Here is an 18500-nt window from a genome sequence, read left to right on the forward strand (position 1 = left end):
GGGAGTGCAAAGCGAGTGAGGGAGGGGCTGCCGGCGCCAGGAATCTGGGACAGTGCGTGAAAGCCCGTCCGGGGAGGCGCGCCCGTGTCCGAAACGGCACGTCGCTCGAGATGTGTACTATTGCCGTGACGAGTTACATAACCAAGTTATTTCAAGAGTGTCAATGGTGGAGGCGCGAGAGGCATGGCAGGGCGGCCGAAGCTCGATGACGCACCGGAGCGGCTGGTGCGAGCCGCTGTCGGCCTGCTGGCCGAACAGGGGCCGTCGGCCATCAAGGCGCGTACGGTGGCGTCCGCGAGCGGGCTGTCGACGATGGTCGTCTACGGCCACTTCGGTGGGATCCCCGAGCTGATGCGCGCCGTCGCCGACCACGGCTTCAGGGAGCTCGCCGGGGCGTTCGCCCAGGTGCCGGTGACGGATGATCCGATCGCGGATCTCTTCGCCATGGCTTTGACCTGCCGCCGAGTGGCCCACGAGAACCCTCACCTGTATGACCTGATGTTCGGCCTGTCCACTCGTGCGACGTACCGGCCGCTGTCGGACGCGGACCTTCGCTTGAGCGGCCATTCGCCGGCCTTCAGGGATGCCCACGTCCATATCACCGCGGCATGTCAACGGCTCGTGGACTCGGGCAGGGCCGAGCGGCAGAAACCTGAAGTCATAGCCGCCCAGTTGTGGAGTCTGGTCCACGGGTACATCACCCTTGAGCTGGCCGAGCACTTCGGCGAGTTCGAGGACCCCGTGGCGCAGGTGATGCGGCCGATGGGCGTGAACTTCTCTGTCGGTCTGGGCGACGAGCGGGAACGGGCCGAAGCCTCGCACGAGGCGGGCGCGCGCCTTTACGACTCGATCGTTCAAGGTCGGTGAAAGTCGACAGGGCAGGACGCTGTCCCGCGCGGCACCACCCAGGTGCGGCTGGGGCTACCTGCACGTGCGGCTAGGGCGACCTGGTCTCCGCCGCAGAGGTGCCGGTGCCCGGCGTGAGCTGGTCATGCCTCCCCAGCGCCGCGACCTCCCGTTCGAGGGACGGAACGGCACGGGCCGCGAAGCGCCTCGCCCATGGCCAGGCCAGTGGCGAATTCAGCGCTGCCTTGGCCCAGTTGGCCACGACGACCGCGCGGGGGACGTACACGCGGCTGCGGCGGCGGACGAGCCCGTCGACGATCGCGGCAGCCGCCCGGTCGGCACTCGTGGTGACATTGCCCGGGTAGGGAAGCCGGTTGCGCAGGCCCTGGAACGAGGGAAGGTCCGCCTCGGCGCCCCGGACGAGATCCGTGTCGATCCAGGAGGGGTGCACCAGGCCGACCGTGACGCCGAGGTGCGCCACCTCCTGGCGGTAGGTCAGGGCGAGCAGCTCGGCCGCGGCCTTGCTGGCGCCGTAGGAGGCCATCGCCGCCAGCGGCATGAAGGACAGCGCGGACGCCACGACCAGCACGTGTCCCCGGCTGCGCTCCAGATGGGGCGTCACGTACTTGAGGGTTCGGAAGACACCGTTCAGATTGATGTCCAGGACCCGCTCGAACGACGCCTCGTCCGTCTGTCGCACGGTCCCGTACGCCACGACGCCGGCATTGGCGACGACGAGATCGATGCCGCCCATGACCCCCGCGGCCTCGTCGATCGCTGACCGCAGGACGATGCCGTCGCGCACATCGGCCTCACGCCAGGAAGCGGCGGGGCCCAGCTCGCGGGCGAGGTCACGGAGCCGATCGGGCTCCAGTCCGATCAAGGTCACCTGAGCGCCTCGGGCGATGGCCAGGCGGGCCACCTTCTCGCCGATGCCGCGCGCCGCTCCGGTGACAACCAGTTTTCTGCCCAGCAAGTCACGTTTCATGGCCGCAACATAACTTCGTTATTTATTGAGCGCAAGATGTCGCGCGGATGAATTGTCACCGCTCCACCTGCTGGGTCTTACGACTGGACGAACCTATGCTGACGTCATGAGGCGGACATCCTTTGCGCACTGGCCCTGTTCGATCGCGCGCACCATGGACCTGCTCGGGGACTGGTGGACGCCGTTGGTGCTGCGTGAGGCGTTCTACGGGATCCGGCGGTTCGACGCGTTCCAGGTGTCACTGGGGATCGCGCGCAACACATTGACGGACCGGTTGCGTCGGCTGGTGGACGAGGGGCTGCTGGAGAAACGGCCGTACCAGACGGAGCCGGTTCGGTACGACTACGTGCTCACGGAGAAGGGGCGCGACTTCTACGGTGTGCTGCTGGTGATGAACCGGTGGGGGGACCGCTGGCTGTCCGGTGAACAGGGCCCGCCGGTAGTCATGCGGCACGAGGCCTGCGGACTGGAAGCCCACGCCGAGGTGGTGTGTTCTTCCTGCGGTGAGCAGATGACCGCGGAGAACACCAGTCCTCGGATGGGCCCCGGCTATCCGCCACACCTGGCCGAACGGCCGGATGTGCGGGAGCGTTTCGCCGGCTGACTCAGCGGCTCTGCCGGGGCTGCGCTTTCCCTTGACAGGTGAGTCCATCTACGCAACTTTACTGGTCACATCTGGTCATGGGAGTTCTCGGATCGGCATGGAGGCTGCAGGAAACATGGAGTGGACAGGCGCGCGCTATGCGGACAAGCCGACGGTGGAGGTCCGCACCTGGATCGCTGCTCCGCCCGAACAGGTGTGGACGCTCGTGTCCGACATCGAGTTGATGCCGCGTATGAGCTCCGAACTGCAGTCCGTCGAATGGCTGGACGGCAGGACCGCCCCTGCCCTGGGAGCCCGGTTCATCGGCCGGAGCAAGCACGAGGCACTCGGGGAGTGGGCCACCACCTCCCACATCGTCGAGTGCGAGCCGCCGAGGCTGCTTGCCTGGGCCGTCGAGAACCCGCAGAACCCGACGGCGATCTGGCGGTTCACGTTGGAGCCGCAGGGCGGTGGCACTCTGCTGAGCGAATGGATGCAGATGGGGCCGGCCCGTTCGGGCCTCTCCTTCGCCATCGATCGCATGCCGGAGAAGGAGCAGAAGATCGTCTTCGTGCGCATGCGGGAGTTCGAGGCCAACATGACCATCACCCTCGAAGAGATCAAGAAGCTGGCCGAGAGGGCCCGGCCCGCGGGCGAGGCGAGGCTCTGATGCGTACCTCCACCACGATCGAGGCTTCCGGGGGCGACTGGCGGGAGATCGTCGCCTATGTCACCGAGGCGGAGAAGCTCGGTCTTGACATCTGCTGGGTGGCGGAGGCGTGGGGCTCCGAGGCCCCCTCGCCGTTGGGCTACCTCGCGGCGAAGACCGAGCGCATGCTCCTCGGATCCGGAATCATCCAACTCGGCACCCGCACGCCGATGGCCATCGCCCGCGCCGCGATCACACTGTCGCAGATCTCCGAGGGGCGCTTCCTTCTCGGCCTGGGCCCCTCCGGGCCGCAGGTGATCGAGGGGCTGCACGGCGTGCCCTTCGCCCGGCCGCTGGTGCGGATGCGGGAGACCGTCGAGATCGTGCGGGAGGCCGCCGCGGGCGGCAAAGTCTCCTACTCAGGAAAGGAGTTCCGGATTCCGCTGCCGGGCGGGCAGGCGAAGCCCATGCGTCTGTCGATGCGTGCCGAGCATGACATTCCGGTCTACCTCGCCACTCTCTCGCCGAAGATGCTGCACCTGACCGGTGAGATCGCCGATGGGTGGCTGGGCACCAGTTTCGTGCCCGAGGGCGCCAAGGAGGCGTACTTCGACCACCTGGACCAGGGCCTTGCCGCCGCCGGTCGCGCCCGTGCCGACCTCGACATCTGCCAAGGCGCCGAGGTCGCCTTCGCGGACGACGAGGACGCGCTGAGCGCGATGGTGGCCGGACGCAAGAAGGAACTTGCCTTCAGCCTCGGCGGCATGGGTTCCGCGACCACGAACTTCTACAACAACGCCTACAGCCGCCAGGGTTGGGCCGAGGTGGCGGCCGAAGTCCGGACACGTTGGCAGGCCGGGGACCGGGACGGCGCGGCCGGCCTGATCACCGACGAAATGGTGCTGGCGACCACTCTGATCGGAACCGAGGGCATGGTGCGCCAACGGCTGCGTGTGTGGCGCGACGCCGGTGTGGACACCGTACGTTTCTATCCGGCCGGAGAGACCCTCGACGCTCGGCTCACCACTATCGGCCGGGCCATCGACCTGGTCCGTGACATCGAGAACGAGGCGGCACGGTAGCGGCACGGCCGGGTGCGGTCGAGGAGTGCTGTTGCAGGCGTTGGTCGACGTCAACCGTGCGCGCTGACGCCGTCCGCCGCCAGGCCCGACATCAGCAGGGTGATCGTGTGGAACGTCCTGGCCAGGGCGTCCTCCCGGTCCGCCGCGGCGGCGATGATCTGGTTGCCCTCGCACAGGACGGCCAACAGCAGCCGGGCGACGATGGCGACCGGAACATTCGATTGCACCTCACCGCGTTCGGCCAGGACAGTCAAGAGCCGTTCGATCGGCGGCTGGGCCACCGTGTCGTTGATGTGCCGGTACTGCTCCACCAGCACCGAGGGCGCCTGGGCCATGAGCTCTCGATGCAGGGGATCGTCGATGGTCCGCCGCAAGAAGGCGTGCGTGAGGTTCGACACGGCGGTCAAGGCAGGCTCGCCCGGCGTCGCACGGATCGCCTCGGACGCCGCGTCGGCGAGCGCTCCGACCCGCTGGAGCAGCTCCGTGTAGAGCTCGGCGAACATCGCCTTCTTGTCCGGAAAGTGGTGATAGAAGGTGCCCTTGCTCACCTGCGCCGCCGCGGTGATGGCCTCGACCGACGTGTCCGCGAACCCGTTGTCGACGAAGAGTTTGCGCGCGGCCGCCACCAGGTCCGCCCGGGTCTGCTCCGCATACAGCTGTCGTCGGTTTGGCCCTCTCATGTTGACCATCGTATATTCAATGACCTGGGGTCAGTGAATGACTCATGGTCGGTCAGTCGTCGTCGTGGCAGTGCCCTCCGGAAGGCAGACGTAGCCGTGGAAAAGCGCAGAATCTTGTTGCTGGGTGCGACGGGGTACACGGGGCGGCGGGTTCTCAGGGAACTGCTCGCACGAGGTGAGAAGCCGACCTTGGTCGGGCGAAGCCGAACGAAGATGCTGACCCTGGCCGACCGCTTCGAGGCGGAACTACCGGTGGCGGAAGTGGACCTCACCTCTTCCGCCCACCTCACGCGGCTTCTGGGCCCCGGCGATGTGGTCGTCTCCACGGTCGGGCCGTTCATGCAGCTGGGCATGGCCACGGTCACAGCTGCCGCGCGGTCGGGAGCGCGCTACTTCGACTCTACGGGGGAGGGCCCCTTCGCCCGCCGGGTCCTCCTTGAGCTGGACTCCGTCGCGGCCGCCCGGGGAGCGACTCTCGTGCCCGCGTTCGGCTACGACTACGTGCCCGGCAATCTCGCCGGCGCCCTGGCCCTGGAACAGGCGGGCGAGCGCGCATGCCATGTCGAGATCGGCTACTTCATCACCCGTTCGGGGCGCGGGAGTGAGCTGCATTACCGGAGCACCCTGCGCGACTCCTGGGACCTGACCACGGGTGGCACGCGCCAGACGCTGGTCGCCGCGGCGGCCGAGGACGGGTTCGCCTACCGCTCCCCACGTCCTGGAGCCTCTTCCCGACTGGTCGACGAGCGGGCCGCCAAGCGTGTCCTCACCTTCCGCTACGCCGGTGTGCGACGCCCGGCCATGACCGTCCCGGGCACGGAGCATCTCGGCCTGCCCGAGGTCTTCCCTCGGCTGGAGAGCGTCGAGGTGGGGATGGGCTGGCTCGGGCGGTGGACGCGTCCGGTACAGATCGCCGCCATGCTCCAGGCGCCCTTGCTGAGGTCGGCGAAGGTGCGGGCTGCTCTGACGCGGTGGTCCGGGAGGCTCCCGGGAGCACATCGTGAGCCGGACACCGACGGCCGTTCCCTGGTGATCGCGGTCGCCCGCGACGGCCACGGTCGTCCCCTGGCCACGACGGCCCTCACCGGACCCGATCCCTACGAGATGACGGGCTCCCTCCTGGCGTGGGGCGCAGTCCGTGCGGCGGCGCCGGATGCCGTCCTCAAGCCCGGTGTGCACGGTCCGGTCGCGGCCTTCGGGCTCGACACCCTCAGGCTCGGCGCTGCCGAGGCGGGAGTACACGAAGTCGACGGGGCCTCGGCCCGTCGGTGATCGCCGCGCGGGCATGGATCACGGCACCGGGACGTTGAACCACAGCGACTGAGCTGATGAACAGGTTGTGCGATCGGGAGCGAGTCGGCCACCGACGTGGAGTCGACCGTCCCAGTGGAAAGGAATGGTCCATGGACGAGCAGGGTGAGCACTTCGACGTCGTCGTACTCGGCGCGGGCCCGGGCGGGTACGTAGCCGCCATCAGGGCCGCCCAACTGGGCAAGCGTGTAGCGGTCGTCGAGGAGAGGTACTGGGGCGGCGTCTGCCTGAACGTGGGCTGCATCCCCACCAAGGCCCTGCTGCGTAACGCCGAACTGGCGCACGTCTTCACGCGCGAGGCGAAGACCTTTGGCATCAAGGTCGATGGTGAGGTCTCCTTCGACTACGGGGAGGCGTTCCGCCGTAGTCGGAAGGTCGCGGACGGCCGGGTCAAGGGCGTCCACTACCTGATGAAGAAGAACAAGATCACCGAAATCAGCGGACGCGGCTCGTTCCTCGACCCGCACACACTCCAGGTGGCCGACTACGACGGCAACACCCGCACCATCGGCTTCGAGAACTGCATCATCGCCGCCGGGGCGACACCCAAGCTGCTGCCCGGCACCAAGCGCAGCGCGCGCGTGGTGACGTACGAGGAGCAGATCCTCGCCGAGGACCTGCCGCAGTCGATCGTGATCGCCGGCGCCGGGGCCATCGGCGTCGAGTTCGCCTATGTGCTGCACAACTATGGCGTCAAGGTCACCGTCGTCGAGTTCCTGGACCGTATCGCCCCGCTGGAGGACGCCGAGGTCTCCGCCGAACTGGCCAAGCAGTACCGGAAGTTGGGCATCGACGTGCTCACCTCGACCCGCGTCGAGTCCATTGACGAGTCCGGCCCGCAGGTCCGGGTCACCGTCACCGGCAAGGACGGCACCCAGCAGGTGCTGGCGGCCGACAAGGTTCTGCAGGCCATCGGCTTCGCCCCGAATGTCACCGGATACGGCCTGGAGAACACCGGCGTCCGCGTCACCGAGCGCGGCGCGATCGACGTGGACGGCCGCTGCCGCACCTCCGTACCGCACATCTACGCCATCGGCGACGTCACCGCGAAGCTGATGCTCGCGCACGCCGCCGAGGCGATGGGCGTGGTCGCCGCCGAGACGATCGCGGACGCGGAGACCATGGAGCTGGACTACGTGATGATCCCGCGATCCACCTTCTGCCAGCCGCAGATCGCCAGCTTCGGCTACACCGAGGCGCAGGCGAGGGAGAAGGGGTACGACGTCCAGGTCGCCAAGTTCCCGTTCACCGCGAACGCCAAGGCCCACGGCCTGGGCGACGCGGGCGGCTTCGTGAAGCTGATCAGCGACGGCAAGTACGGCGAACTCCTCGGCGGCCACCTCATCGGCCCCGACGTCACCGAACTCCTTCCCGAGCTGACCCTGGCCCAGCAGTGGGACCTCACCGTCCATGAGGTCGCCCGCAACGTCCACGCCCACCCCACCCTGGGCGAGGCGGTCAAGGAAGCCGTCCACGGCCTCGCGGGCCACATGATCAACATGTAGCAGGGCGCTGCCCCCTCGAAACGAACAGGTCGATGCCGGCGAGCGCGTTTTCATACACGTTGCGGTGACGCAGCTCTGCGCTTGGGGTGGCCGGTGGTGCCGGACGTGTAGGGGACCACCGCTGTGTCGTCTTCGTCGCGTTCGACCGTCCGGAACGTCACGGGCTGCTCGGCTACGACCGAGGTGTAGGACTCCGGCGTCTCGTCCTGACTACGGCGCGCCGCCGCTCTCGATCAGGAAGAACTCGGTGCAGTCCGCCCTCTCGCGGAATCCCTTCCAGGCGGCCTTTCCGATCGGCAGCTCCGGGGTGCCCTCGAAGGCGAAGTACGCCCTTCGCGTCGGAGTCGGTGAGGTGGTAGGCGACCTCGCGGCCCTGCAACAGCGCGTTCAGCGGCACGACCGCGGTGTCGGCCTTGAGGATGCCGAAGTAGATGCCGGAGAATCGGGGCAGGACAGCGCGACCTTGTTCCCGGGCTGGATCCCGCGCGAGACGAGCAGGTTCGCCCCCCCGGTTGGCCGCGGCGTCGAGGGCCTCGTACGTGATGCGGTCGTCGCCGAAGACGATCGCGGTGCGTTCCGGGTAGCGGGACGCGGAATCCGTCAGCAGTCGTGACGCGTTGCGCCTCAAGCCGTGCATCGTCGTTCTTCGGGGTCTTCGGGCGGGTGGTCAGGGTCCAGTGGTGGGGGTCTGGACGAAGGCCGGAGGCGGCACGAAGCCGTCTACTTCCCGGCCCAGCAGGGCGGCGAACTCGATGGTGGTGAGATCGCCCCCGCTCGGGCCCATGGCCTGCAGACCGATGGGCAGTCCGCTCCTGCCTCGGCGCACCGGGATGGTCGTCGCCGGCCCCCCGGAGACGTTGGCGACGGCGCTCCACTTGACCTGGTCCCAGTAAGGGCGTCGCACACCTTCGACTTCGAATGGCCGCCCGAACCAGTCGATCAGCTTGTTGTGGTGGGCGGGGGCGGCCGTCGGGGTGACCGGCATGAGCACGATGTCGAAGTCCTGGAAGAACTCGAACCATCGCTGCCGGATCTCATTGCGCACCATGTGGGCCTGCAGCCAGTGATAGTGGGACTGGAAGGTTCCGAGCAGGGCGGGACCGGCGTCACCCCGCGGGTGCTGGACGAACCGGGCCAGCACCGCGGCGCTGGAGGCAGGAGCGAGGCCGGTGCGGTCGCCCGCGCCGAAGAGCAGGGGCTGGAAAGCCTTCCCGTGATTCGTCGCGATGTCGACAGGGAGGCCGGCGGGCTGGACCGTGATCTTCGCGCCGGCCGCCCGCAGCACAGTGACTGCATCGTCCACGGCTGCCGCGACGTCGCTGTCGACGGGACACGCGGGATCCTCACTCCAGACGGCTACCCGGAAGTCGGCGAGCTTGGTCGCGCGCGGCGGTGCGAGTGTGTAGCTGAAACCGCCGTCGTAGTCGGCGGGCCCGACCGTTGCCCGCAAGATCGGGACGAGGTCACGGGCGTCGCGGACCTGCGCGCCGCCGCAGCCCATGTCGGCCTCGGTCCATCGTCCCGGGCCCGGGCCGTAGGGCACATGCCCGATGAGGGGTATGGACCGCCAGGTCGACTTGTGCCCGTACAGGCCGTTGAAGTGGGACGGGATCCTGGTCGATCCGCCGATTTCCGAGCCGAAGTCGAACGCCGTTAGGCCCGCGGCGGTGGCGACGGCGCCGCCCCCGGCGGATCCGCCCGAGGTACGGGTCGTGTCCCACGGGTTCGATGAAGGACCGAACACCGGGTTGTCGGCCTGGACGTCCTGGTTACCCGGAGGCATGTTGCTCTTCCCCATGATCACGGCACCGGCCGAACGCAGCCGCTTGACCGCCTCGGCGTCCTGGTCGGGCACGTAGTCCTTGAGGTCTGTTCGCCCGCAGACGGTGCGCATCCCGGCTGTCTCGAAGCTGTCCTTGACCGTGATCGGCACACCGTGCAGAGGACCGAGGTCTCGCCCGGCCGCCCGCGCGGCGTCCGCTTCCCCGGCCTCGCGACGGGCCCGCTCGGGGTCAAGGGTCACCACCGCGTTCAACGCGGTGTTATGGGTGGCGATCCGCTCAAGATAGAGCTCGACGAGTTCTCGGCTCGAGATCTCACCCGCGGCCAGCGCCCGTGACTGCTCCACTGCGGGCTGGAAGGGGACGTCACTCACGGCATGCCTCATCTCTGACTCTGACGGCGCCATCAAATGTGAGTCATAGCATTACATTCGACAGACCATAGGCTCGGGATGACGTGCAAGGCAATGGCCCTGCGAAATGAACGGAGGATCCTGTGGCATCAAGGGACGACCTCGTCGCCAACGCCGTCGTGGAGGAGCTGCGCATGTAGGCGGCGCGGTACGGCACTCTGCGGTCCGGCTGCCCGGGACTCGAGGATCTCGTTCTCGGCTATCTGTCGCCCGAGCACCGGCACCAGTGCGGCGTCGGATGTCCCTCCGCGCCCTGATCGACTAGTTCGACCGCTGCGAAGGCCTGGGTCGCTGCAGCTGTCCCGCGCCGCCTTCGACTCGAAGCTCGCCGATGAGGTCTTCGAGAAGGGCATCGAGAACGCCCTCGCGTTCATCGACTGAGCAGTGTGGGATCAGGCCGGATCGACGAATATGTCGAGCGCGAGATCGCCTTCGAAGTCGGCAGGGCTGTAGACGGACAGGTCGGTGACGCCCTCGTCCGACAGGACCTCGTCGTCGATGAACAGGTTGGCGGTGCACTTCCGCGCGTCACGCGTGAGGATGGCGTACGCGGCGTCCGCCATGATCCGCGGACTACGGGCTTGTCCGGCGCCGCCGACCACGTTGCGCACGGCGGCCGTGTCGATCAGGGTCCGCGGCCACAACGAGTTGGCGGCGATGCCGTCGGCGGCGAGCTCCTCGGCGAGCCCGATGGTGCACAGACTCATGCCGTACTTCGACAGCGTGTAACCGAGGTGCTTCCCCACCCAGTGCGGCGCGAGATTCAACGGCGGGGAGAGCGTGAGGATGTGCGGGTTGCCCGCTTTGCGCAGGTGCGGGATAGCGGCCTTGCTCAGCAGGAACGTGCCGCGCGTGTTGATGTCCTGCATCAGGTCGTACCGCTTCATCTCCAGCTGCTCCGACGACGACAGGTCGATGGCGCTGGCGTTGTTCACCACGATGTCTATGCCACCGAAGGCGCTGACCGCCGCGTTGACAGCGGTGCGCACATCGTCCTCGTCGCGGACGTCACCGACGACGGCCAGCCCCTTGCCGCCCGCGCGCTCAATCTCGTCAACGGCGGTGTGGACCGTGCCTTCGAGCTTCGGATGCGGCACGGCGGTCTTGGCGAGCATCACCACGTTCGCACCGTCGCGGGCCGCGCGCAGAGCGATGGCGAGTCCGATGCCGCGGCTGCCTCCCGACATCAGGATGGTCTTGTCGGCCAGCGTCTGTGTCATGGTCGAACCTCCAAAATAGATTGTCGAACTAATGGTACGTGGTGCTAATGGTATCTTCCCCGTATGACTTCCACTCCCACACGCCAGATCGACCGGCTCTACCACGAGCTCCTCGCCCCCAAAGAGACACAGTCCGTTCGCGCTGCCGTGCGCCGGATCGCAGAGCACGAAGTGGCTCCCCACGCCGTGGCGATCGCGGGGGGCGACGAGCGCACGGACGGCTTTCCCCGGCATGTGTTTGACGCGCTTGCGTCGGCGGGCGTCTTCCGGATCCCCTTCCCCAGCGAGGTCGGCGGCGACGGTCTGACCCATCCGGCGAGCGCCACCGCCGCGGCCATCGAGGAACTGGCCTACTACTCCAGCAGCGTCGCGGCCGTCTTCGACGTGCACTGCATCCTGGCGGGCAACGCCCTGCGGCAGGGCACCGAGGAGCAGCAGCAGCGATGGCTGCGAAAGGTCGCGGAGGGCTCAGTGGTCGGCGCGTTCGCCACCACCGAGCCGAACGCCTCAAGTGACCTGTCCCCGCAGGCGGTTCAGGCCGAGGCGATATGCACCGAGGCCGGCTGGGTGCTGAACGGCCACAAGCGGTGGATCTCCAACTCGCCGGTCGCCGGGTTCGTGGTGGTTCTCGCCCGCACCGGCACCCGGCTGAGCATGTTCATCGTCGACACAGCACTTCCCGGAGTGGAAGTCGGCCTTGCCGACCGCAAGATGGGCAACCGCGGCCAGCTCACCGCGGACATCCGCTTCACGGATGTGCACCTGACCGACGACGACCTTCTCGGTGGCGCCGAGGGACACGGACTGCGCCATGCGCTGTCCACTCTCACCTACGGCCGGATCGGCATCGCGGCTGCCGGGGTCGGCATGGCGCAGGCCGCCTTCGACCACACCGTGGCCCACCTGTCGACGCGACACGCCTTCGGCAAGCCGGTGGCCGCCAACCAGCACTGGCAGTTCCTGCTCGCCGAACGCGCCACCGAGATCGAGAACGCCCGCACCCTCTACACCAAGGCCGCCCTGCGCCTGGACGCGGGCAACCCGTCCCCGGAGCCCGAGGCCGCGATGGCGAAGTACTACGCCACCAAGCTGTCGGTGGACATGGCGCGCGACGCCGTCCAGGCCTTCGGAGGCCTCGGCTTCGCGCGCGAACTGGGTGCCGACGGCAGTCCAGGTCCCGTCGAGGCGATCTACCGGGACAGCAAGATCGGCGAGATCTATGAGGGCACCAACGAGATCCAGAAGTGGGTCATAGCCCGGCAGATCTTCGGTCGGGCCATCGTCGGCTGACCACCCAGGACGCACCGGCCGTAAGCCGGCGGAAGGTGGGGAATCCCGCCGGCCTGCAGCGGTCCTGGTGCCTCGGGCCTTCTCGTACGATGGACAGGACCATACGTACGACTAACCATGGGCGGGATAAACGATGTCCGAGGCTCCGCTGGTACCTGGGACCGTGGCCGAACACACCATCTGCCTGCTGGTCAAACTCGGACAGGTGGCGTTCAGGATCGCCGAGGACGGCATCGGTGGGACCGGCCTGCGAGTGCGGCATTACAGCGTCCTGCAGGCTTTGGCGGACAACGGTGCCATGCCACAACTGGCACTTGGCTCGTTCCTGCGCATCGACCCCGCGACGATGGTGACGAGTCTCGACGACCTTGAGCGCGCCGGATACGCGGAGCGGACACGAGATCCGCAGGATCGTCGCCGCTACGCCGTGGACATCACTGCCGAAGGGCGCAAGGTCCTGGCCCGCCTCAACCGCACGCTCGTCGATCTCGACGCCGAAATCCTCGCAGACCTGGGCACCGCGGACCGACAGTCGCTTCACGTCCTGCTGGACAGTCTCGCCGGAAGTCCCGCTCTGACCTCCCTGTTCGACACCGTCCGGGAGCAGAACGGTGGGAAACGGGCTTAACGGCTCTAGGGGATCGCCCCGGGGTATAGCGCTATGCCCCGGTTCTGGCGAAGTCGGCTTGCCGGGCCGTATGCCATCCGGCGGTCTCCGGCGGACTCGTTGTGGTGGGCAGGGGGCGCCCTGTTCGTAGGCCATGCGTCAATTGGGTCGAGCATGGGGCAACACCCGAGTCGCTGACCGTGATCGAGGTGTTCGTTCCCGGCAGGTTCGTCACCACGTTCGCCGAGCGGTTTGTGTGGTGGGCTCGGAGGGTTGGGCGACCGGGCTCCACGAAAAGTGCGCCGGTCGGCAGACTGAGTCTGGAGGGGCACGCGCTCGTCCCCGTCGAGGGGGGACGTCGTCTACAACGGCGTGCACCTCTCGCTCGCGGAATCCGAGGGTGGTGGCCGCGACGCGCGAAGGGCACCCCGCCAAGTGAAGGCGCTCGGAGTGGAGTTCGTGATGGCCGGCCACCAAGACCCGGCCCGCCCGGACGACGCGGCCCACATCGGCCGCACGAGGCGCTACCTCGACGCTGCGGACCGGCAACCGAAGAACTCCACCACAACGATGGAGTTCACCGGCAACCGAAGAACTCCACCACAACGATGGAGTTCTTTGCGGGGATGACGGGTTTCCACCCCGAGTGCATCAACCCGGGCGTGCTGTGGTCGGGAGCCCTCACGCTTTTGTCCGGCGACTAGGTTCAGCAGTGCTGATACCCCAGTCCCTCACCTACTCGGCCAACCGTTCCTGCCCAGGAGGTCGAAGACGCGCGTTGTCCCTCTGTTTCGCCAACGATCGACACGATGGGGCTGTGACGGATGGGTGGGATCTGCCACGGACCGCCACACGGCACCGTCGCGCACCAGGCACACGAAGCGGAACGGAGAATGACGTCGACGGCAGGGGCCGTCGGCGGCAGGATCCGCGGCTCAGGCCACAGGCCCGGCGGGCTGGATGACGAGGGAGGCGTCACCACCCTGTACGACGTTTCGGATGCCGGCGGAGGTTTCGTGGGGCACTCCGAACGGGAGGGCGCTGACGTCGGACAGGTGTGCGAACTGCTTCGAGGTGAGTTGGACGTCCAGCGCACCCAGGTTGTCGTCGAGTTGCGCGAGATTGCGCGGGCCGATGATCGGGACGAACGAGGTGGACGCCTGGGCAGCACGCTCACGGACCCAGCCGACCGACACCTGGGCGGGCGTGGCGCCGCTCTCTTCGGCGATGGCCAGGGGGTCACTCAAAGCAGCGGAAGTGTCCGGCCCGCGCCCACAGTTTCGCCGAAGTGAGGTTGCACCAGGAGAGGGAGGCGGAGACGCAGCGACAGATGAAGGGCGTGTCGGTTGCCGCGGTGACCCTTGACTGCGGCCTCCCCGCCAGGGGCGACGAATGGCGTACGGCAGCATTGGCCCCTGCTCGGTCTGTTGAGGAGCTTCAAGAAGGTGAGCAGCACCTCTGAGTAGCCTGCAGCGGCTGGCGACGCGCCCCGTGCCGACCAGCGGTCGGCTGTGCGTAGGGCTGGTGACCTTGACCTTGCACTGCCGGTGCTGAACAGTGCGGTGGTGGCGGAGCGGATTTCGTCGACAACCGGAAGCGTCCCGGACGATCAGCTTCCCAGCGTCGTACGACTGGACGATATTTGACGAGATACGCTTCGGTCGCGTGACCTTAGGGGCGTATTTCGGTGGGGTCCGTGCAGTCAGTGACGGCGACGCTGTAGGAGTCTGCTGGCCGGGGGCAGGGTCTCATCGAGGCATAGGGGAGCTCACGGGATGTCGCACACTGGGCGCAGAGGCACAGCCGGGCTGAAGGTAGGCTTGGTGGTCGGTTGTCAGGGACGCTTGCGAGTAGCTGGTCCCTCAGCTCCATCGGCTCCCTCGTTCAGCGCTTGGGCGAAGTCATCGGCGTATTCGCTGATGCGCTGAAGGATGCGGAGTCTGGCGCCTCTGCGGTTGCTGGGGGTCTGCAACTGTCCGATGGCGGAGACCAAGGGCTTGGTACTTTGCCTCGCTCTGCGAAGTGCTTCGATCGATGGGCTGTGCAGATGGTCGCCCTGGGTGACTCGAGCCCACACGAGCGCGGTTACCGCAGCCCGGGTCAAGGGGGACTCCACGTTGGCAAGGCGGACCAGGCCTTCCGTGAGCGCAGCAAGGTCCTTGACAGGGATCTGCCAGGTACGCAGCGCTCGACGACGCGCAGCGAAATTCACGTTCAGTGGATCAGCGTCCAATTCCTGCGCGAGGGTCTCGACTGCAGTGTCGAGCAGTGGCCAGAGACCGCTGGGCAGCAGGCTTCGCTTGAGGACGGCAAGGCTACGTTGGGCGGCGATCCACGGTACTCCCAGGATGACGGCGCATTGTGGCCAGGTTCCGCCGCCAGCCATTTCGACGAGCTTGAGGGAGGCTACTCGGCGTAGATGCCGTGGCTTCCAGACATCACCGGAGTCCCACAGGGACGTCAGATCACCGAAGTGCGCACCGATCCATGCCTCGGGCAAGAGAGCGGGGACATGCTCGATCCCGAAATGGACCTGACGTGAGGGAACGTGCTGTCTGGCGTGGTGATGGCCACCCGCACGGTTGAAGCCAAGGGACCGCTGGGCCAGGGCTCTTGACAGGTCTGGGGAGACGTCCATGCGTCGGAAGGCGGCACCGGTGTTCGCTTCGTTTCGCGTGAACGCTGCGGTCGCGAGCGGCTGGATCCGCTCGCGAAGGGCCAGGTCGTCCTGGCCCCGGCCGCCGAGCAGGGTGTCCGCGGCCAGCAGCAGTGCTCCGCACTCGGCCGGGTCTTTGGGCGCCGCCCATGCATCACGGACGCGCCTGCCCGGGCTGCGGTTTTCCCGGAGGGCGGTCCAGGCGGCAACGTGGCGGGCAATCAGGTCGGCGACGGCGCTGGAGGGGGCAAAGCGTGCACTGTCGGGCCAGCTGAGCCGGATGAGTTGAGCGGCGGCTATCAGGTCGGAAAAGAAGTGCTGCTCTGGATTCGAGTAGTTGCTGCTGATCGCGGGCGGATGTTCAGTGGGCGTCAAATGCCGGTCGATACGTCGCTGTAGGGCGAGCATCATGACCAGGTCACTGTCCGGTTGCTCGGCTACCCGGGCCGTCTGATCGAGTCGCGCTGCACACGGCGGTATCCGGACGCTGGTACCGACAGGGCCGGGCGCGAGGCGATGGCGGCACTGCGCGGGGTGTAGTCCACCGATCGTGCGCTGTGTGATGAGCCCTTGCCGTTCGGTGTTCGAGGACCGGTTCGGATGACCTCCGCACTGTGGACATCCGCTCTCCAGGACGCGGCTGTGGGCAGTGCACGCGAAGGAGACCGGGACATGCCAGCGCAGTCTCCACGGGCCTCCGTACGCGCTCTGAATCGCGCTTCCGTCTCCAGCCAGGCAGTCGGGGCAGTAACGGCCGGACAAGCTGAAGGCCCAGGTGCGTCGGGCGGAGGCCATATTGCGACTGCCGCCCAGACGCATGTTGGCCAGTGGCGGATAGGCCGCGGCCATGGCTGACAGGGTGAGCGCGTCGGCTTCGCCTTCGCGGAGGGATGCAGCTGCCTCGAGAGACTCGGTGGCTTCTGCGGACAAGGTGATCAAGTACTCGGCTGGCAATCGGTGTTGGTGACGGCTCAGTCCGCACAGCGCGGCGATCCTGGCCGGCGAGCGATCCAGTCGGTAGGCAAGACGCAGGAGCAGGCCTGGCAGCGACTCTTCCGGCAGCGGAGCGAGACTTCGTGCCAGTGGACGGGTCGTCAATGGACCGGACCCTGCTGTCGTGCGCCAGTGGGGGTGGTGCAGTTCGGCACTTCGATTCGCAGGTCAGTTCCTTCGTCACAGGCTCGGGCGAGCTGGGCTGCGTAGGATGCCAGCCGCCGACTCAGCGTCGTGTAGGACGGCCTGCGCTGAGTCCTGCTTGCGAATAGCGCTGCCTCTTCGGTCAGTCGGCGGGGAGAGTACGAAGCGGAGCGGCGATGGGTCACCGTCGGGCTGTGAAGGTAGCTGGCCTGGTTGACCATGCACCAAACGACGGCCTCGCCGACTCGGGGGTCCCCCGTTGCCTGGCGCTGCTCAAGACCGGGTATGCCCTCGCACAATGCTTTCCAATCTGCGAGCGAAAGACACCAGTCGGCTGTGGAACGGCGGCGGTGGGCGTAGTTGACTCGGCGGTCCTGTTCATGCAGTTGATGTGCAACCAGGTCGACCGCGTCCTCAAATACAGGCCAGAGGCCAGGAGTTGTCAGCTGCTTACCCAGCACATTCATCGTCCGGCGAGCGCTATTCTGAGGGATCCCCAGAGCCTGCGCGCACGCAGGCCATGTCTGATCACAGACCAACTCGGCGAGCCTCAATGAGGCAGCCCAACGCAGATGGCGCTCCAAGAGCGTGGTCATCTTCGGCAGGCGATGCACGAGAGGCTGGAAGTACGCGTCGAACCATTCCCTTGGGAGGAGAGGAGGGATTTCGGCAGTGCTGAAACGGTAGAAATCCGGGGCGACACGCAATATGGAGCGCTTCTGGAATCCGTAGACGCGCTGTGCGGTGGCGCGCAGCAAGATAGCCGAGACGTTGCTGTCCTTGAAGAGCTTGTCGCCGATGGAGGCCGACCGGCGGTACGCCTCGCGAGCGAGGGGCTCGATACGCTCACGCAGAGGGACAAGAACCCGATCGCCGAGCGCAGTCGCGGCTGCGAGCAGAAGGGCCGAGGTTTCGGCCGTTCCGCGGGGTGCGCTACGCCGGATCTGAAGTCCGCGTTGAGACGGATTGTGCAGATAGGGCGTGGCGTACTCGTCCACGAGGTCCGCCAGCTGGGTCGCAGCGTCCGGATTTGGGCTGCGCCCGCGGTCTTTCACTGGAGGAATGACCCACTGCTTGGCAACCGGATCGAAGCTGCCGCGGCGCAATAGTCCGGAAGTGGGGATACCGACACCCACCAGAATGAGGGTGACGGACATGCTCATCACCTCCAAGAGAAGGTCCAAGACGTCCTGGTCGCTCTCGCGATGCAGTTTGAGTCGCGTGATGTCGTCGATCACGAGTGCCTTGGTGGCGTGCGCGGCGATGGCGGCGTTCACCGTCCGGATCAAGTCTTCCTGGCGCATGTTCTTGTAATCCTCGCCGTAGAAGTCGAGGATGCGCTGGCAGGTGGAGACGGGGGTTGCCTTGACCGGGCAGCGCACATACGCAACAGGAGCGAGGAGATCCCTGGTGCCGGCCATGGCCTCCGGATTCATGTACTCGTTCACCTCCAGCCATTCTTCCTCGAAGGCCGCGATCGCCGCGCAGACCGTTTCGGTCTTTCCCTGGGCGCCACCCCCGTTGACCATGACCCCGGTCCGGATTCCGGCCTTGTGGCTGTAGGCGCCGTCCTCGATCCGTGCTTTCACCAGCCACGCCACGGCATCGCCCATTGGGGTGGACTGCACTGGCAGGCTGCTGTGGGTGGCCAGACGGTGCAGGTCGTGAATTCGCCGTCGGCGGGGCGTCAACTGCAGATATTGCTCCGTGCTCAGTATGGGCGCCGGCACGAAAAGCTCGCGGGTACGGACC

At 67.1% G+C, this 18500-nt stretch carries 16 protein-coding genes and 2 pseudogenes; 8 read left to right on the plus strand and 10 right to left on the minus strand.

All coding sequences use genetic code 11. The features are described from left to right. Positions 1–183: 183 nt before the first annotated feature. Complete coding sequence (locus ABT254_RS29790; protein ID WP_351476532.1) at positions 184–867, plus strand: TetR/AcrR family transcriptional regulator; 684 nt, start codon at positions 184–186, stop codon at positions 865–867. Positions 868–937: 70 nt separating this feature from the next. Here the strand turns inward: ABT254_RS29790 and ABT254_RS29795 are convergent, their stop codons facing one another. Continuing rightward, positions 938–1834 carry an SDR family oxidoreductase gene (locus ABT254_RS29795; RefSeq protein ID WP_351476535.1) on the minus strand — a complete coding sequence of 299 codons (897 nt, stop codon included), beginning with the start codon at positions 1832–1834 and terminating at the stop codon, positions 938–940. Positions 1835–1940: 106 nt separating this feature from the next. Between ABT254_RS29795 and ABT254_RS29800 the strand changes: the two genes are divergently transcribed. The 3 genes from ABT254_RS29800 (at position 1941) to ABT254_RS29810 (ending at position 4148) form a co-directional block, all read left to right on the plus strand. Continuing rightward, positions 1941–2438 carry a winged helix-turn-helix transcriptional regulator gene (locus ABT254_RS29800; RefSeq protein WP_351476538.1) on the plus strand — a complete coding sequence of 166 codons (498 nt, stop codon included), beginning with the start codon at positions 1941–1943 and terminating at the stop codon, positions 2436–2438. A gap of 115 nt (positions 2439–2553) precedes the next feature. Beyond that, positions 2554–3087 (plus strand): SRPBCC family protein, encoded by a 534-nt coding sequence (locus ABT254_RS29805; protein ID WP_055705465.1) that lies wholly within the window; start codon positions 2554–2556, stop codon positions 3085–3087. Beyond that, positions 3087–4148, plus strand: a complete 1062-nt coding sequence (locus tag ABT254_RS29810) for an LLM class flavin-dependent oxidoreductase (protein ID WP_351476542.1) — start codon at positions 3087–3089, stop codon at positions 4146–4148. Before ABT254_RS29805 ends, ABT254_RS29810 begins: the two co-directional genes overlap by 1 nt. A 50-nt stretch (positions 4149–4198) precedes the next feature. Here ABT254_RS29810 and ABT254_RS29815 read toward each other — a convergent pair whose 3' ends face one another. After that, a complete protein-coding gene (locus ABT254_RS29815) occupies positions 4199–4828 on the minus strand; it encodes a TetR/AcrR family transcriptional regulator (protein ID WP_351476545.1) in 630 nt (209 codons plus the stop codon). A gap of 96 nt (positions 4829–4924) precedes the next feature. On the opposite strand from ABT254_RS29815, the gene ABT254_RS29820 reads away from it, so the two are divergent. Both ABT254_RS29820 and lpdA read left to right on the plus strand, forming a co-directional pair. Beyond that, on the plus strand, positions 4925–6100 hold the full coding sequence (locus ABT254_RS29820) for a saccharopine dehydrogenase NADP-binding domain-containing protein (RefSeq protein WP_351476548.1): 1176 nt from the start codon (positions 4925–4927) through the stop codon (positions 6098–6100). Positions 6101–6231: 131 nt separating this feature from the next. Next, entirely contained in the window at positions 6232–7644 is a 1413-nt protein-coding gene (gene lpdA, locus ABT254_RS29825; RefSeq protein ID WP_351476551.1) for a dihydrolipoyl dehydrogenase, read from the plus strand. 50 nt (positions 7645–7694) lie between these two features. Here lpdA and ABT254_RS29830 read toward each other — a convergent pair. The 4 genes and pseudogenes from ABT254_RS29830 to ABT254_RS29845 all read right to left on the minus strand — a co-directional run. Further along, a pseudogene (locus ABT254_RS29830) lies at positions 7695–7811 on the minus strand (AMP-binding protein); the annotation flags it as partial. A 5-nt stretch (positions 7812–7816) separates the two neighbouring features. Then, positions 7817–8281 (minus strand): AMP-binding protein, encoded by a 465-nt coding sequence (locus tag ABT254_RS29835; protein WP_351476555.1) that lies wholly within the window; start codon positions 8279–8281, stop codon positions 7817–7819. Positions 8282–8311: 30 nt separating this feature from the next. Continuing rightward, positions 8312–9799 (minus strand): amidase, encoded by a 1488-nt coding sequence (locus ABT254_RS29840; RefSeq protein WP_351476558.1) that lies wholly within the window; start codon positions 9797–9799, stop codon positions 8312–8314. A gap of 431 nt (positions 9800–10230) precedes the next feature. Then, the gene (locus ABT254_RS29845; RefSeq protein WP_055705458.1) at positions 10231–11058 is read right to left on the minus strand and encodes an SDR family oxidoreductase; all 828 of its coding nucleotides are present in this window, start codon (positions 11056–11058) and stop codon (positions 10231–10233) included. 63 nt (positions 11059–11121) lie between these two features. Here ABT254_RS29845 and ABT254_RS29850 point away from each other — a divergent pair, with 63 nt between their 5' ends. Together ABT254_RS29850 and ABT254_RS29855 are read left to right on the plus strand one after the other, a co-directional pair. Then, positions 11122–12348 (plus strand): acyl-CoA dehydrogenase family protein, encoded by a 1227-nt coding sequence (locus tag ABT254_RS29850; RefSeq protein WP_351476563.1) that lies wholly within the window; start codon positions 11122–11124, stop codon positions 12346–12348. Between the two features lie 163 nt (positions 12349–12511). Beyond that, on the plus strand, positions 12512–12976 hold the full coding sequence (locus tag ABT254_RS29855) for a MarR family winged helix-turn-helix transcriptional regulator (protein WP_351476566.1): 465 nt from the start codon (positions 12512–12514) through the stop codon (positions 12974–12976). A 914-nt stretch (positions 12977–13890) separates the two neighbouring features. Here the strand turns inward: ABT254_RS29855 and ABT254_RS29860 are convergent. From ABT254_RS29860 to ABT254_RS29875, 4 genes and pseudogenes are all read right to left on the minus strand, one after another. Then, on the minus strand, positions 13891–14364 hold the full coding sequence (locus tag ABT254_RS29860) for an aldo/keto reductase (RefSeq protein ID WP_351476569.1): 474 nt from the start codon (positions 14362–14364) through the stop codon (positions 13891–13893). Between the two features lie 425 nt (positions 14365–14789). Continuing rightward, positions 14790–16022: a hypothetical protein gene (locus ABT254_RS29865; protein ID WP_351476798.1), complete on the minus strand. Its 1233-nt coding sequence runs from the start codon at positions 16020–16022 to the stop codon at positions 14790–14792. 231 nt (positions 16023–16253) lie between these two features. Beyond that, positions 16254–16709 (minus strand): annotated as a pseudogene (locus tag ABT254_RS29870) (TniQ family protein); the annotation flags it as partial. Next, complete coding sequence (locus tag ABT254_RS29875; protein ID WP_351476572.1) at positions 16706–18361, minus strand: AAA family ATPase; 1656 nt, start codon at positions 18359–18361, stop codon at positions 16706–16708. The gene ABT254_RS29875 and the pseudogene ABT254_RS29870, both read right to left, overlap by 4 nt. Positions 18362–18500 lie beyond the last annotated feature (139 nt).

The sequence above is a fragment of the Streptomyces sp. NPDC001137 genome (genome assembly GCF_040298885.1).
Lineage (GTDB): Bacteria > Actinomycetota > Actinomycetes > Streptomycetales > Streptomycetaceae > Streptomyces.